The sequence below is a fragment of the Psychrobacter sp. CX18 genome (genome assembly GCF_057396215.1).
Window position 1 is genome coordinate 26,139 of the sequence record NZ_JBXYJH010000003.1, and the last position, 16,952, is coordinate 43,090.

General features: G+C 39.3%; 15 protein-coding genes. 2 read left to right on the forward strand and 13 right to left on the reverse strand.

Going from position 1 to position 16,952, the window contains the following annotated elements; all coding sequences use genetic code 11:
• Window positions 1–156: 156 nt before the first annotated feature.
• The 6 genes from AC2SLT_RS02265 to rlmE form a co-directional block, all read right to left on the reverse strand.
• Entirely contained in the window at window positions 157–858 is a 702-nt protein-coding gene (locus AC2SLT_RS02265; RefSeq protein ID WP_486545848.1) for a YidB family protein, read from the reverse strand.
• A gap of 171 nt (window positions 859–1,029) precedes the next feature.
• Entirely contained in the window at window positions 1,030–1,464 is a 435-nt protein-coding gene (locus AC2SLT_RS02270) for a hypothetical protein (RefSeq protein ID WP_486545850.1), read from the reverse strand.
• A 61-nt stretch (window positions 1,465–1,525) separates the two neighbouring features.
• Window positions 1,526–1,798, reverse strand: coding sequence for an FAD assembly factor SdhE (locus AC2SLT_RS02275; protein ID WP_486545851.1), 273 nt, complete (start codon window positions 1,796–1,798; stop codon window positions 1,526–1,528).
• A gap of 83 nt (window positions 1,799–1,881) precedes the next feature.
• Window positions 1,882–2,778 (reverse strand): dihydropteroate synthase, encoded by an 897-nt coding sequence (gene folP, locus AC2SLT_RS02280; protein WP_486545853.1) that lies wholly within the window; start codon window positions 2,776–2,778, stop codon window positions 1,882–1,884.
• A gap of 162 nt (window positions 2,779–2,940) precedes the next feature.
• Window positions 2,941–4,827, reverse strand: a complete 1,887-nt coding sequence (gene ftsH, locus AC2SLT_RS02285; RefSeq protein ID WP_486546320.1) for an ATP-dependent zinc metalloprotease FtsH — start codon at window positions 4,825–4,827, stop codon at window positions 2,941–2,943.
• A gap of 461 nt (window positions 4,828–5,288) precedes the next feature.
• Window positions 5,289–5,921: a 23S rRNA (uridine(2552)-2'-O)-methyltransferase RlmE gene (gene rlmE, locus AC2SLT_RS02290; RefSeq protein ID WP_486545855.1), complete on the reverse strand. Its 633-nt coding sequence runs from the start codon at window positions 5,919–5,921 to the stop codon at window positions 5,289–5,291.
• Window positions 5,922–6,371: 450 nt separating this feature from the next.
• On the opposite strand from rlmE, the gene AC2SLT_RS02295 reads away from it, so the two are divergent.
• A complete protein-coding gene (locus AC2SLT_RS02295) occupies window positions 6,372–6,707 on the forward strand; it encodes a YhbY family RNA-binding protein (RefSeq protein WP_486545856.1) in 336 nt (111 codons plus the stop codon).
• A 228-nt stretch (window positions 6,708–6,935) separates the two neighbouring features.
• On the opposite strand, the gene AC2SLT_RS02300 is transcribed toward AC2SLT_RS02295, so the two are convergent.
• Window positions 6,936–7,700, reverse strand: coding sequence for a CHAP domain-containing protein (locus AC2SLT_RS02300; protein WP_486545858.1), 765 nt, complete (start codon window positions 7,698–7,700; stop codon window positions 6,936–6,938).
• Between the two features lie 188 nt (window positions 7,701–7,888).
• On the opposite strand from AC2SLT_RS02300, the gene AC2SLT_RS02305 reads away from it, so the two are divergent.
• The gene (locus AC2SLT_RS02305) at window positions 7,889–8,428 is read left to right on the forward strand and encodes a hypothetical protein (protein ID WP_486545860.1); all 540 of its coding nucleotides are present in this window, start codon (window positions 7,889–7,891) and stop codon (window positions 8,426–8,428) included.
• 294 nt (window positions 8,429–8,722) lie between these two features.
• On the opposite strand, the gene lpxC is transcribed toward AC2SLT_RS02305, so the two are convergent.
• From lpxC to murC, 6 genes are all read right to left on the reverse strand, one after another.
• The gene (gene lpxC, locus AC2SLT_RS02310) at window positions 8,723–9,619 is read right to left on the reverse strand and encodes a UDP-3-O-acyl-N-acetylglucosamine deacetylase (protein ID WP_486546321.1); all 897 of its coding nucleotides are present in this window, start codon (window positions 9,617–9,619) and stop codon (window positions 8,723–8,725) included.
• A 337-nt stretch (window positions 9,620–9,956) separates the two neighbouring features.
• The gene (gene ftsZ, locus AC2SLT_RS02315; protein WP_486545861.1) at window positions 9,957–11,144 is read right to left on the reverse strand and encodes a cell division protein FtsZ; all 1,188 of its coding nucleotides are present in this window, start codon (window positions 11,142–11,144) and stop codon (window positions 9,957–9,959) included.
• A gap of 82 nt (window positions 11,145–11,226) precedes the next feature.
• Window positions 11,227–12,519, reverse strand: coding sequence for a cell division protein FtsA (gene ftsA / locus AC2SLT_RS02320; RefSeq protein ID WP_486545862.1), 1,293 nt, complete (start codon window positions 12,517–12,519; stop codon window positions 11,227–11,229).
• A gap of 502 nt (window positions 12,520–13,021) precedes the next feature.
• Window positions 13,022–13,930: a cell division protein FtsQ/DivIB gene (locus tag AC2SLT_RS02325; protein ID WP_486545864.1), complete on the reverse strand. Its 909-nt coding sequence runs from the start codon at window positions 13,928–13,930 to the stop codon at window positions 13,022–13,024.
• A gap of 243 nt (window positions 13,931–14,173) precedes the next feature.
• Entirely contained in the window at window positions 14,174–15,091 is a 918-nt protein-coding gene (locus AC2SLT_RS02330) for a D-alanine--D-alanine ligase (protein ID WP_486546322.1), read from the reverse strand.
• Window positions 15,092–15,327: 236 nt separating this feature from the next.
• Window positions 15,328–16,758 (reverse strand): UDP-N-acetylmuramate--L-alanine ligase, encoded by a 1,431-nt coding sequence (gene murC, locus AC2SLT_RS02335; RefSeq protein WP_486545866.1) that lies wholly within the window; start codon window positions 16,756–16,758, stop codon window positions 15,328–15,330.
• Between the last annotated feature and the right edge of the window lie 194 nt (window positions 16,759–16,952).

A 16,952-nucleotide genomic window follows, 5' to 3' on the forward strand; every position in this document is an offset into this window, starting at 1 on the left:
ATGGATGTAAAATCTAGGGTCATTAAGAGCTGTATAAGCAGGCCCTAATAACGAAAAACCAGATCACTTATAAATAAGTCATCTGGCCTAGGTTTATCTCATAAAATAGCCACTTTAATAAAAACGCATTGCTAAATTATTTAAGATAAATAAATATTATTTAGGCAAAGTAGACGAAATCTGACTTAAAATGTCATTAATTTCGCTATTGGCTTCTTCTTCTTTGTCTAGGCCACCATTTGGGGTCAGTTGATTAACAACTTCTGGCAATAGCTCTGCTAGACCTTGACGTACTTCCGTTTCATCTGCACCCACTTGCTGTGAGACCTGATGAATTTCTTGGTCATCGAACAGTTTATTGATTTGATTTGGATCTAGGTTTTCATTTTGCTGCTGTGCGCTCATCCACGACTTAGCTTGGTTACCAAAACCCATTTCCTGAACTTTTGATAATGCACCAGATAAGCCGCCATTACGTTGGATCCAGTTAAGTACGATAGGCATAAGTGCGGCAATAAGCATAGCTTTGCCACCGCCGCCTCTACGTGCACCAGCACCGCCGCCTAAAACACTACCTAATATACTGCCAAGGCCACCTGCTCCATTGCTGCCCATCCGGCTACCCATCTGACCGCCTAAAGCACCGCCAATAATATCATCCAAGCCAAAGCCATTTCCTTGGCGACTGTTTGCTTGAGGATTGTTTTGATGACCTCCACCCAGTACGCTGCCTAAAATATCACCGAGGCCACCCGTTGCACGTGGCTGAATGCGCTGATTAATCGGGTTACGCTTACCGTCTTCAGGATCCATTGCTTGACGTGCCACTTGTGCCACTAAATTTCCTAATAAACTCATAAAAACTCCTTAGTATTATTTTAAAAGGTATTATTTTAAAAACTGTATTGTCTTTTAAGACTCCATCATCCCTTAGTTTGACAACTTGACTCGCTATTGTCTATAGCTAAATTTTGACAGTAAAATGTCTGTTTATGTGTATTGTGTAACTTGAATTAAAAAGACATTGTTTTACCACCAGTTAGCTAACACTTTAAGCCGTCTCCACACTGAAGCCTGTACTTGATCTTGCCATATCACAACCGTTTTTTTGCGTGTCATAGGGTATGTGGTGTGGAAAGTGAACTGTATACAGGTTGATAGGCTTTGCACTTTTACCAATTGCGCCTCCCAAAGTACTGGTCGTTGTCCCCGCCGATCTTGATATAGGAGTTGCCAACTGGCCTTAGAATCATCAATATCGCAAGCGGTGATGTGTATGGGCTGATATCTGATTATATGACAAATACCATATAGTATGAGACTAATTATGATTATAGCAATACGCCAACTCCAAGTTAGATTGACATTTAACAAAACCAATCCAGTACATAATAAAAATACTGCGGCATACAATCTTTGTAAGACACTAGAGTGAGCGATGTTGCAATCAAGTTGACGACTCAACGTCTTACGCCTTTTTTAACCACATCTAAGTGAATGACAATAGCATTTAAGCTTATAAAGACTAAGATAAATCACCATGCTGTAATTTTTTTAGCTTTAAAACCAGATCAGCTACCTTAGCATTATCAGGCGTATCTTGGTTCATAAAGAAGTTTAACAAATCAGGGTCTTCATAGGTTAGTAGCGCTGCAAATGTCGCTTGCTCATCGGCACTAGCTGACAAATAATGCTGCTTAACATAGGGATCGATATAAAAATCAAGCTCTTTTAACCCTCTACGCGCCTGATAAATAATCCTTCTTTGCTCATTGGTAGGTTCTGGTTGTGTACTCACACAGCTACTCCTAAAGTTAATGGTTAATCAAACATTTAATACTGCGCAGACGTGATAAAAGTAATGCCTTTTAAAGCTTAATTCTAACTATTGAGTTGTTGCCACAATGCCAAGCCTTGTATAGTAAGACCTACATTATGGGTTCTGATAATACTAGCACCCTGCTGTACCGCTAACAAAGCTGCTGCCATACCAACACCATCTCTATCAGTCGCTTTATTATTTTCAAATATAGACAACTTAGTATGAATCAGTACCTCTCTAAGAAATCGCTTACGAGATATGCCAAACAATATAGGCAACTCTAATTCATGAAAACGACTTAGGTTATTTAATAAAGTCTTATGGTGCTGATAGTCTTTCGCAAACCCAAATCCAGGGTCAATAATTATATTTTGACGTGTTACACCCCCTTGTATGGCACACTCAATACGCTGTGCTAATTCTGACAGCACCTCATTGACCACATCTTCATATTGAGCGTTGTCATCCATGGTCGCAGGCTCACCGCGCATGTGCATCAGTACCACAGGAATATCGAGCTTGGCTGCCATTTGTGGCGCACCGTCACGAACCAGTGCCCGTACATCATTCCAGATATCGGCCCCTGCTTTTACAGCTTGTTCAATGACCATCGGTGAGCTGGTATCTATAGATAACCAAGTCTCATCACCAAACTGATCTCTGATCGCCTCGACCACAGGTACAACGCGATCTACCTCTTCTTGTTCTGACACAGGACTCGCATTCGGACGAGTGGACTCTCCACCAATATCGATAATAGTAGCGCCTTCTTTTAGCATTTGTTCGCAGTGCTGTAAGGCAGTATCAATCGTATTAAATTGACCACCATCTGAAAAGGAATCAGGGGTAACATTCAATATACCCATAACTTGCGGTGTTGATAGATCAAGTTGTTTTTCAAATCCATTTGACGTATTAACATTGATAGTAACGCTTGGAAGAGTATGTAGTTGCATAGCCAATATCTTTTAAGTAAATTTTTCAGAATTAAGGGCCGTTAAGACTTTATAAATTTAATTTATGCATTTATTTTAACAGATATGTCATAAAAAAAAGCCCTTTGCAATCGAAAGGGCTTAATATAACAGTTGGACTGACGACTATGAAACTATTAATTGCTACATAGCGGGTAGTGGTGGCGGGGTTGATCCAGAAGACTCCACCTCTTCTTTTTTAGGGGTGACATCTTTTTCCTGATACACTCGAGGCTCACGAGGTTCATTACCCGCTAAGATATCTTGCAATTGGTCTCTATCAATGGTTTCCCAGTTCATTAAAGCTTCAACCATCGCATGCATTTTATCTTTATTACCCTCAATGATTTCACGGGCAATATCATACTGCTCTTCAAGGATACGGCGAATCTCTTCATCTACTTTTTGTTGCGTAGCTTCCGAGATAGTGCGTGTCATACCACCAAAGTAACCTTGTGAGCTGTCATCATCTTCATAAACCATAACGCCAAGCGCATCAGACATACCATATTTGGTTACCATAGCACGTGCCATTTTAGTGGCACGCTCGAAGTCGTTTGAAGCGCCCGTTGTCTTCTGATTCACAAAGACTTCTTCAGCGATACGGCCTCCGAATAAAATCGCAATGTCATTTAACATTTTTGACTTATCCATACTTGTCTTATCAAACTCGGGCAGCTGCCAAGTAACGCCTAATGCCCAACCACGTGGCATAATCGTCACTTTATGTACAGGGTCAGTACCAGGAAGCATCTCTGCGACTAGTGCATGCCCTGCTTCATGGTACGCAGTAGCCCGGCGTTCTTCCTCACGTAATACCATAGATTTACGCTCAGGACCCATGTACAGCTTATCTTTAGCATCTTCAAAGTCGTGCATATCAACACTGGCTTTATTACGGCGTGCCGCAAACAGCGCTGCCTCATTAATAAGGTTCGCAAGTTGCGCACCACTAAAACCTGGTGTGCCACGAGCCAATGCATTGACATCGACTCCGATGGTAGTCGGAAGCTTACGTAAATGTACTTTAAGGATCTCTTCACGACCTTTAATGTCTGGTAGACCAACATGAACTTGGCGGTCAAAACGACCTGGTCGCAGTAGCGCCTTATCTAGTACATCAGCACGGTTAGTCGCTGCAATAACAATCACACCGTCATTGCCCTCAAATCCATCCATTTCTACTAACAGTTGGTTTAGGGTTTGTTCGCGCTCATCGTTTCCGCCGCCCATACCGGTACCACGGCTACGACCTACCGCATCAATTTCATCAATAAAGATGATGCAAGGGGCGTTTTTCTTAGCCTGTTCAAACATATCACGCACACGTGATGCACCGACACCCACAAACATCTCAACAAAGTCAGAACCTGAAATTGAGAAAAAAGGTACCTTTGCTTCACCAGCAATAGCCTTAGCAAGTAACGTTTTACCAGTACCAGGAGGACCTACCATCAAAATACCGCGTGGAATAGTCGCACCAAGCTTTGTAAATTTATCGGGATCTTTAAGAAAATCGACCACTTCAACAACTTCTTCTTTGGCTTCTTCTGCGCCCGCCACATCATTAAAGTTTACTTTAATTTGATCTTCACCAAGCATTTTGGCTTTTGATTTACCAAAGCTCATAGGGCCACCGGCTTTACCTCCCGCACCCCCTTGCATATTGCGCATAAAGAACAAAAAGATACCAATGATGAGTAATACAGGGAAACTTGCAATCAACAGTTGCATCATTACGCTTTGACGTTCAGGCGTTGCTGCTTGTACTTCTACATTATGCTCACGTAATGTTGGCATTAGGTCATCATCGGCCACCGCTGGTAGAACGGTCTCAAATTCAGAGCCGCTCACCTTCTCGCCGGTAATTTGCTCACCGTCAATTTTAATACTTTTTATCTTATCTTCAGTGACTTGAGTAACAAACTCAGAGTAATTGAGCGTATCAGGCTCATTACCGCTATCAAAGTTGCTAAACACCAGTACTAATACACCGATGACAACTAGCCATAATAAGGTATTTTTTACCATGTCGCTCACAAGCTATACCATCCCTTACTTGTTGATGTGTTCAAAATTCTGCTTAATTTAATATTATAACACGAGGCAGAAAACGATTACGGCCCGTCACCCTGTTTCTACACCACATTTGTTTTATGTCACTTATATCTATCAAATATTTAAAAAGAATTAATAATTGAAATATAAGGAGATAGAACATCAATTAAGGTGAGTAATCAAAAACTTTTGACGAGTCGTTACTTATACTTACCTTTATTAGGTCAACCTTCTAATTTATCAAGCGTAAATTAGATAAATATAGTCTGTTCAACTTAGGTTGTATCTGTTAAGAAGAAGCGTTTAGATAGCAGATATGCGACACAATTTAAATAACGGTTAATCTATAGCTACTTTTCGCCTATCCTTTACTTGTCTATTCCTTTACTTGTCTATTCGCCTATCTATTCACGTCACACTTTACCTATAAATCGCTACTTTGTTGCTACCCAAAATACTTCCTTAGATCTTGCTCTGGAAGCATCAGGCTTAATGGTACGAACTTTTGAGAATTGAGATTGTATTTGTTTGCGTAGCTCTTGGGTGCCCTCACCTTGGAATACTTTCATAACCAGTGTGCCACCCTTAGGTAACACCTTTAAGGCGAAGTCCACCGCTAACTCACATAAGTAAATCATACGTGGCTGATCTACTGCTGCATGACCTGACGTATTAGGTGCCATATCAGATAACACCACGTCTACCTGACGATCGCCTACTTCATTCATTAACTGCTCAAAAACAGACTCTTCTCTAAAGTCACCTTGAATGAAAGTCACATTTTCCAACGTATCCATGGGCAAGATATCCGATGCAATTAGAATGCCATTAGCACCGACAAGTCTTCCTGCCACTTGCGACCAACTACCTGGAGCACTACCTAAATCAACGACCGTCATACCTTTGTGAATCAAATTCATCTTCTCATTGATTTCAAGCAACTTGTAAGCAGCACGGGCACGGTAGCCCTCTTTTTGAGCCAACTGTACATAGTGATCATCTAAGTGTTCTTTCATCCAAGCTTTACTGCTTTTAGACAAGGTCTTATTGGTAATACGTGTTGCCAAAATACCCTCACTATATATCCGTTAAACTATAAACTATTTTTCATACCTCAATTCTAGCACTAATTAATGAACAACCCCTTATATAACTATAAAAGTCTTCTATTAAAAGTATTAATCATTAATCTAGTCATGCAATACCAGCAAAATTTCTCTATAATGACCTTCTCAAGTCCATTAGAAAATAAAAGGGCATAGACTTACTTTTAGAAGTCAAAGCGGAGTTTTTAAGTATTATTATTAATTAAGAATTATTAACAAAGTATTAGGGTTAATTCAGGTTTAATAAAGAATATACTAAATAGCATTTATTTTATAATGGCAGATGACAGTAATTGAGTAAATAAAGTAACTGAGTCTATTAAAACAGTTACTAATTATACTGTTTTTACACTCGAACAACCCATTTCCAAGGCTGGTATAGTTAGGCCTAATAATTAATACTGAGACATTATGAATACAACAAATAACAACCAACCAAAACTTGATAGCACAGAGTTACGTCGCTTAAAGGGTATTGGCCATGATTTAAAACCTGTGGTGACTATTGGCAATAAAGGATTAAGCGAGTCCGTTGTTGAGGAGTTAGATCGGGCATTAAATGATCATGAGCTTATTAAAATTAAGACCCCACCGGGTAGTAAAGAAGAGCGTGACGCTTTTAGTGATGAGCTTGCTCATAAAACAGGCGCCTACCTCGTGCATAGCATCGGACGTATGGCTCTTTTATTGCGTCGTAATCCGAATGCCAATCCTAAGCTATCAAATTTAAGCCGCTATAGCGACTAAACCGTCACTATTCTCGATCATACCTTGGCTCTATTTTTAATCGCTCCCTGACATTGAAACTGCTAAATAATTGCTTAATATTGTTTGCATCAACATAAAAGAGGCTGCTAAATGACAATTTAGCAGCCTCTTTTTATATCTGTCTCTTTTTAAACGTTAAGCTCGTGTTGTCATCTTTGTCATTGTCGCCTGAGATGACAATCACTATTAACTTAATAGCGAACAAAATTATTCCATAGCAAGGTAGATGCCTTCGTTTGACGCATCATTTAGGTAACGTGCATCACGCCAAGTGGTGTACGAATAGCTATCGCTGTAAGGACTTTTTCTAGCTTGACGAAAATCTGATACCCAGTTACTACCATCAAAAATCTGAATATGGCCGTGTGGATGTTTAGCAGATCGGTTATATACGACAATATCACCAACTTGTGGGGACGTGTTATTGCTAATTTTGACAAAGCCTGCTTGAGATAAGGTACCACGAGTCGCATACTGGTAAGCAGAAGGGTTAGGGGTAAAGCTATAACCTGCTGATTGAAGCGCTTGACGTACGTAACGTGCACATAATCCAATGGTTCTAGAATGAGCCGCTCTTGAAGCACGTGCTGCTGCTAATGCAGGAGGTGCAGTACTATCTAAACGAGCGCTTGAATAGGCTGAACGATTGGCCGTCGTAGCGAAAGAAGTGGCTGTATATTGGCTTTCTAATTTCTCAGCAAGGGCGCTAAGCTCATCGCTTTTTCGCTGGGCTTGGCTGGTTAGCAGTTCAATATCTTGCACACGTACTGATGTATTAGATGAGACATTAGAATAGTTGTTAACAACGTTTAATCTTTGAGAAGATGGATTAGCTGTTAGTGGCGTAATAGAAGTATTACTAACTGAAGCTAATGAAGCGCTTGCAGATGGCTCAAAGGTCTGTTGAACCGATGCATTTACTTGTGTGGCACTTAGCCCCATTAACGACAAAATAATAAGTGACTTTTTCATAACGCTCCCAAAATTAATCTTTGTAATAAACTATTCAACTTACCTGTTCAATAGTTACCTTAACTTTCATTTAATACCACATTAAAATAGATATTGAAGGTAAATGACCTTATAAAACGGTTTATACTTAAACGACTTTATATATATTTAAAGGTGATCTACCAAAATCTTTTATCCTGAGGCCTGCAATGCAACAACCTTTAAAACCTAATCACTTAGCAAAACTCATCGATCATCAAAAGTCTGCCGCATCTGCTTTGCCTAAGTCTCTAAAAGAGAAATGGACAGAGTTAAATAGGTTAACGCTAGAGATCAAAAACTTATTAGATAATGGGCTACCCCAAGAAGTGTTACAGTCTCTTTGGGTGGTTAAGTACGACAATGGTCATCTCGTCCTATCTGTGCAGTCTCCAACCGCAGCAAATCATCTTAAATACCAATCAAACAACCTAACTCATATACTAAAAGAACAATCTCTTACATTCGGCCAACTAAAAAATATAGATGTAATAGTCAGTTACCCTGCATCTATAGAAGATTTAAATGACGGTCAAGATTATTTAAAACCGAAATCAAAAAATTCAAAATTAACCAATAGTTTTGATGAAACCCATAATAAATATGGGCTCACCGAACCAACGAAGAGAACTATAGCACACACAATAGAGCATGTCATTAATGATGATCGGCTGAAAAACTCCCTAAAAAAGCTTTTAAAACCTAACTAGAACCTAACTATAATGTTTTTTTATGTAATCAAACGTCGTTTTATTAATTTAATAAGTTAATTTTTTTAATAAACTCAATGGTAGCCATTCAGTATTTCCAATTAATTGACGTCAAAATTTTAATTTACTTTTCGCTGAAAGTTAGAAACTCGTTGGGATTATCCAACCTCAAAAACGATAGACATAAAAAAAAGCGAAACCGAAGTCTCGCTTTGAATAATATTGCCATAATGTTTCTTTAGCCAAGTGATTTACGCTTATATTTACTTTCATTTTTTGCTTTTTCAACTTGAATTATGACAACTTATAGTTTATAGGCTCAAAATTTATGTCATAATTAGTTACAATTTCAAAGTTTTTTGGATCATTATAGAGGGCTCTTATTAATTTATTATTTAAAGCATGTCCAGATTTATAAGCACTAAATTTTGCAATTAAACTATATTTAGCCAAATAAAGATCTCCAATTGCATCCAAAATCTTATGACGGACAAACTCATCCTTATAACGAAGCCCTTCTTGATTTAAAATACCTTGTTCGTCTAATACAATTGCATTGTCCAAACTACCACCCAAAGCCAAGTTATGTGCCTTTAAATATTCAATATCCTTAATAAACCCAAAGGTTCTCGCCTTTCCGACCTGCTGAATGTAATTTTGGGTTGAAAATTCAAAGCTGTAGTATTGAGTATCCCTAGGAATACCTGGATGATCAAAATCAATCTGAAACTCTATTAAAAATCCTTCATAAGGCTCAAGCTGAGCCCACTTGTCCCCATCGCTAACACGTACAGGTTTTACTATCTTTAAAAACTGCTTAGGTTGACGCTGCGCTTCAATTCCTGTTTTTAATATAAGGTCTACATATTGCGAAGCACTGCCATCCATAATAGGAATTTCTGAATCAGAGACTTTAATCAGTAGATTATCAATGCCTAACCCTGCTAAGGCGCTTAATAAATGCTCAACAGTTCCTATTTTCACCCCTTCTACTTCCAAGTTAGATGACATAACGGTATCAGATACTAAAAATGCATCTGCGGCTATTAAAGGCGCATCCTCTATATCCGTGCGTAAAAAATGAATACCTGAGTTTACTGGAAGAGGTTCTAACGTTAAGGTGACGTCCTGCCCGCTATGCAGACCGATGCCAACAGCTGTAATAGGCTCTTTAATAGTCCGTTGTTTCATAAGCTCATACTCTCGATTGATTAATGGCGTGATTTTTTGACCTGACATTTAAGGTGTGTTTTAAATCTATTGTTTTAAAACGTTGATTTGATGAATCATTAGTAAAAAAATCACAATGCCGTTTATGGAACAATGCCGTTTATGGATTAGCAGAATTTTAACATAATAAATTCTAATTATAATTTATCCATTGATTGAGTAAACTTAATCATGCCATCTTATTTGATTGCATCAAAGCAGGTTGATACAAAACCGACAACAAAAAAAGCCAAGCGTAAGCTTGGCTAAATTGAGAGGTATTACTCAAGGTAACAACTCTAGATAGTAATGGACTAACTTATCGGTTCTGCTGACGCTTTAAGTAATCTTTAATACTGTTAGTCTTATCCGGAGCAGGCTTAGAGGTCGTCGTATTCGAGGCATGAGGATTAACAGGCTGGATTTGAGTTTGTGCTTTTTGATGGGTATTTAAAGCACTGGTGTGTGTTGCAGGATCCACTGTTTCAGTACTGCTGGCAGATAAAACGACCTTTTGATCATCATTACGTTCATCTAAAGTTAATCCAGTGGCGATAACCGTAACATGCAAATCTTCACCTAATTTTTCATCAATCACAGTGCCAATAAAGATGTTGGCTTCTTCGATATCAGTAATGTCATTGACCACTTCAGTAATCTGGTTTAGCTCATCTAACGTGACCGACTCAGACGACACAACGTTGACGATCAGCCCTTTGGCATTTTCTAATAATAAATTATCCAATAAGGGAGAGCGGATTGCTTTTTCGGTGGCCTGACGAGCGCGATCATCACCGCTTGCACGACCTATACCCATCATTGCGTGCCCTTTAGCGGTCATCGCAGTACGGATATCATTAAAGTCAATATTTATCACACCTTCGCTAGAAATAGTCTGTGCAATACCTTGAACGGCATGCATCAATACATCATCTGCTTTTTTGAATGCTTCTTGCATTGAAATAGTGCCATAGACCTTGAGCAGCTTATCATTTGGTATGGTAATGATAGAGTCAACAAAGTTAGATAACTGATCAATACCTGCCTTGGCAGCTTTGATTCTTTTTCCACCTTCAAACTTAAAAGGCGTTGTTACGACACCGACTGTCAATATTTGCATTTCTTTAGCAATGCGAGCAACAACAGGCGCCGCTCCTGTCCCTGTACCACCCCCCATACCAGCAGTAATAAATACCATATCAGAATCTTCAAGCAACTTACGAATGGCTTCTTCGTCTTGCTCCGCAGCTTCACGACCCACTTCTGGATTAGCGCCTGCGCCCAGACCACGATTAGTATTCGCGCCTAACTGGAGCTTGTGCTCAGCAGTCAGTCGATCCAAAGCTTGTTTATCAGTATTGGCACAGACAAAGGTTACTCCTTTAACCCCTTGTTTTACCATATGCTCAACAGCGTTACCGCCCCCACCCCCAATACCAAATACAGTAAAGTGGGCTTGGCCGTTGTTTAAATCGTGGCTGTTTGTAGCCATTGTATATTTAGACATTATCACTCCTTGGTGTCATCTAATCAGTTGTCTTAGCCTCGAGAGGTCACTAATTAATGACTGTCAAATTTAAAAAATTAAGTTATAAGATGTTTTTAAAAAAATCAATTAAGTTATGTCTGAACATATTAAATTTAGTCTTTTTATTGATAGCTAGAGCTTCTGGCGAGCTTTTTTCACTGTGCTTAAACTGCTCGCTTTGGCTATACAATAAAGCACCGAATGCAGTTTGCAACGCGCGTTGATTGACCCGGGTACTAAGCTCTTTAAATTTATCATCGCTATCAAAACGATTGTAAGCCGTTATCGCTTCGTGCGGCGTTGTGCTATGGACTGGCATTTGTAAAAGGCGTTTTGAGAAACGTACCATACCGCGTATCTGACTACCTCCGCCAGTTAATACTACCCCACCTTGTAAATAGTCCATTAAGCCGACATCAGAAAGTTCTTGGAATATAATACGGTAAAGCTCGATATATCTAGCTTCAATAATTTGAGCTAATTGTAATATATTTATAGTGACTTCATCTGCCATACCCACCCTTGAGAATATCTCAAATCGGCTTGGGTCTATATCTTTTGTTTCAACGGTGCCACTCTGAATTTTGAGCTTTTCAGCCTCCATCATGGTGATACCGAGTTCGGCTGAGATGTCCATCGTTACTTGATTACCACCTTCAGCGATACAATGCGTAAAAATTAATTTATCCTCACGATAAACACAAACGCTTGTGGTACTTGCACCGATGTCAATGAGGCAAACCCCTTGCTGACGCTCTTCCGGAATAAGGCAATACTCTGCACTTGAAACGGCATCAAACAATACGTGGTCAATACTAACGTCACACGCTTGAATAAGTTTTTGAATGTTTTGTCTGCTGGCAACTGGCATCATCATTAAATGATACATGACGGTCGCTTTATTTGCATGAAGACCAATAGCATCATCAACCATTTGTTGTTGATCGTCTAAAAAGATGCCTTGCTGACAATAATGCATTAAATAATGGGTATTCGGCAAAACACTGGCTTTTGCAATACTCAAAGCCTTAACGATGTGCTGAGTTTCAACGACTTCGCTATCTAAATTAACTTCACCAAACCCATTGTGACTTTGTAATTCAGGTGTCGATAAACTTAACCAAACACTATGGATACGGCAATTGGCCATCTCCTCTGCTTGGATCAAGGCTTGACGGATAGATCCTTTTAATCGATCAAAATGTTTAATTTGACCTTGTTGAAAATCTTCCGTTTTAACCTCACCCACACCTTTAATACGAATATCATTTGCAGCGACAACATCGCCAACAACGACATAGACAGCAGTAGCACTAAGATGGATGACAGCTAAAAGATTTTCGGATTTACTCATAAGGGTACGAACATATATATGTACTGTAACGGATTAATAGTATAAAAATATACTTAATATCCTTAATAAAACAGTTAGGTTAGTATAGGTGTTGCTTTTAATAGTTTTAAATAATCAATGATGAAGACAAAGCTTTTGTCTAATCTGGTTTAAAGTATTTACTATTCACAGTACAGCCTTTTAGAATTAAATCCTTAACTAATAGCGTTTATATAAAGATTATAGTAGATATAGTCATCAATAATAATTTTAGTCAATGACAACGACTGCTATATGAGCCGAAACTGCTATATGAGTCAAAACTAATTAAGCACAAACCAATTAAAAAGGATGGTAATTTAACATACTATACATAATATCTTAAAGATATCATACCTTATTACCACGACAAATCGGCATACCCATCATGATTCGTTCACTATACCATTAACTATCGTATTGATTATTTTGTGGTTAATAGCATTTAGGCCAAATAATATTTTCTAAAAAATGCTATTAAAAGTTATCGGTGTTGATCTACATCAACTAATGTCTCGTCATTATTGTTAACGTCAAACTCATTAGTGCTGTTTTCAGTTAATGTAGTGTCCGCTTCAGTGGCCAAGCTTTCATTTAACGGCTGCCTATCATTAGGTGCTTGATGACTATCAGACGTTTGAAACCCCTCTGACTCTTGATAATCGCTTTTCCAACCAATCACAAAACCATTTTTATATCTCAAATCTACAGATTCTATATCGTCGCGTTTGTCTGCCAGTTGATTTTGCAGTATTTGGCTCAGGTTCATCAATTTTTGTGAGGTATGCTCATTATCGACAATAATACGTAAACCATTATCAAAAAGGATTGCCCAAGTCATTCTCGGCGTTAAGACCATGTCGTCAACTTTAATACCGAGGTTTGAGAACCACTTATTGATTTGCTGCATCTGATTCATAATCAAAGAGGATTGTTCCGCATCCCCTTGCAACATAATCAGGTCATCGTCTGACAGCTCAGATTCATTAACTGGCTTAAAAACCTTACCTTCAACATCGATTAAATATTCACTCCCGAAACGTGCTACCGGCTCACGAGGTAAAGCGGTAATAACAACGCCTTCACCCCATTTGCGCTCAATATCAACTTGACTGATCCAGTCTTGTTTCAATATTTTGTCTTTCAACCAAGGTAACTTAGCGGTAAAGAAACTACCTACTTCTTCATTTTTCATGACATCATTTAATCTTTGATACTCAGCAGCATCAAGATTTTTGGGGCTAATCACTACTTTGGCGGGCTGAGAATGGTAAACTCTGTATGAAACTAATATAAATATAGCAACAAACAGCATTACTGCGATAGCCATCCACACTTTTGTAGATAAAAATTTGCTAAGATTCGGCGACGTTTTATTCACAGAGGCTGCCATCTTTTCCATTTCGTTTAATAGCTTATAATTGTAACGCATTTGCCAGTATAGCGATAGCGCCTATGTTTGTTGAGCATGTATCTTTTTATGACAGTACTCACAATTAATATATGAAACCGCAGCTTTGAATAAAATACACACACCAGATAGTTAATAAATCTTATCGTTAACCAAACTTTATCTTTTAAAATAATTTAATATTTTATTGAGTATATTAACACTTAAAACTAAGTAAAATTGATTTTATGATAGGGTTTGTGCCAAAATATGCCAACACAACTGTTCAAAATCCATCCCCCTAGCCTTAGCTGCCATAGGTACGAGGCTATGACTAGTCATACCTGGGACGGTATTAATCTCTAATAGCCAAAAGTTTCCGTCCAAATCTTGCATAGCATCTATACGACCCCATCCCTTTGCATCCACCGCTTTAAAGGCAGATAAGCTGAGTGCCTGTAGATGCGCCTCTTCTTCATCAGATAAACCACAAGGAATATGGTATGCCGTGTCATTGCGACTATACTTTGCTTCGTAATCATAGAAATTTGAGATATCTGCGGGCTCTAAACGAATCACAGGATAAGCCTCGTCATCAAGGATGACAATCGTAAACTCGCGTCCAGTAATCCATTTTTCAGCCATTACCACATCACCACAGCCTGAGGCAAGCTCATAAGCGGCAGGTAACTCATCAAGATGATTCACTTTACTCATGCCAATACTAGAGCCTTCATGAACAGGTTTAACCATCAAAGGCAGTCCTAAGGTATTAACGACTTGCTGCCAATCGGTATCCGCCGTAAGTACTGAAAAAGGCGCAGTGGCTAATCCGCATCCTTGCCATAACTGCTTAGTGCGTACTTTATCCATCCCAATAGCGGATGCCAATACGCCCGACCCAGTTTGTGGTATATCAAGCCAATCTAACAACCCTTGTAATTGACCGTCTTCCCCGCCACGCCCATGCAGGACATTAAACACACGATCATAATTTTTTAGTTCAGTAATGTCCTGATCTTTAGGATCAAAATGAGTCGCATCTACACCCTGTGCTTGCAAGGCCTTTAATACAGCGCCGCCACTGTCTAAAGACACGTCACGCTCATTACTCTTGCCACCAAATACGACAGCGACCTTGCCAAAAATACTCGGATCTTTGATGTCAGCGGTTTGAGTATGAGTAGCTGGCTGTGATTTAGGTTCTGCGTTATTATTTGATGTGATGGTGGAATTTGTCATAGTCTTTGGCGTCTACAGTTATTAATATCATATAAGGTAAATTAAAAAATAGAATGTATTCAAGGGTGATGTCAATTCAGCCTACTTTATCCGTTATTATAATGAATGAAATCAGATCTAATGAGACCCTCTATCCATTGTTATAAATAAAGATTGCGTTATAAATAAAGATTATGGACTGCAAGCTCTTGACTAACTTGACCAACATTACCCGCACCTTGAGTGATCAAAATATCGCCCGCTTGCAGCACCCGCTTCATAACAGGAGCTAAGTCATCTTTATCAACTAGCATTGGCTCCACTTGACCGCGTAGACGTATGCTACGCGCTAAAGACTTCGTATCAGCTCCGATAATCGGCGACTCACCTGCGCTATAAACATCCAATAACATCAGCTTGTCTACTTGTGATAATACAGAAACGAAGTCATCAAAGCAGTCACGGGTGCGACTATAGCGATGCGGCTGAAACAACATAACCAAACGACGATCAGGATAGCTTTCTCTTGCCGCTTTAATGGTTGCAGCGACTTCTACAGGATGATGTCCATAATCATCAATAAGTAAGACATCCCCGTCCTCTTTTGTCACACAGGCTTGTTGCTCAAAGCGACGACCTACCCCTTCAAACTTGGCTAACGCCCGCTTAATCGCTTCGTCATCCACCCCTTCATCGGTTGCCATAGTAATAGCGGCTAATGCATTCAGTACATTATGCTGACCTGGAATATTTAACGTTAAGGGTAATGGCTCACGATCTTTACGCAATACTGTAAAGTGGGTTTTAGTGCCTTCAACCTTGACGTCTATCGCTTGAACATTGTTATACGGCTCGAGGCCATAAGTCTGTACAGGGCGACCAATATCATCAATCATGCTATACAGCTCTTTGTCATCACCGCACACCACAGCCAATCCGTAAAACGGCATATTTTGTAAAAACTGTATATAAGCCGCTTTTAGTTTATCGAAGCTGTTTTCGTAAGTTTCCATATGGTCTTGGTCGATATTAGTGACAATCGCTGCCATAGGATGAAGCGTTAAAAACGATGCATCGGACTCATCCGCTTCTGCGATTAAGTAACGACTACCGCCCAAAGAGGCATTTTTTCCTGAAGCATTAAGCTTACCACCAATCACATAGGTGGGATCAAAGCCTGCTTCTGTCATCATCATTGTTAGTAAACTGGTGGTGGTGGTTTTTCCATGCGCGCCAGCCACTGCAATAGCATGTCGATAGCGCATAAGCTCACCCAGCATATCTGCTCGTCGTACCACCGGCAGTTGCGCTTTTAGAGCCGCTTGTATCTCAGGATTTTTACGATCGATGGCTGACGAGACCACTACCACGTCAGCATTAGCAATATTTCTAGAGTCATGACCGATAAATACGTCTACTCCCAGCTCTTGTAAGCGTTTAGTCACAATACTTTCTTTAATGTCTGAGCCACTGACACCATAACCTTGGTTTTTCATAACCTCGGCAATGCCGCACATCCCTGCACCGCCAATTCCAATAAAGTGAATGCATTTGATACGACGCATTTCTGGAATTTCAATTAATCTTTTGGGCAAGGCAGCTTTTGACATAACGCTCTCTTAATAACAGTTAAAATTTAAATAACTAACCGAGGAACAAGGTCTTATCTTATTATTTAATAGTCAATACAGACATTCAAATAATACAGACGTTCAAACATCGATTAACTATTAATTGAAGACAATTTTAGTTTAATCTCTTTTATATTAGAATTAAACATCCATTCCCCTTAATAAAGGGGTTA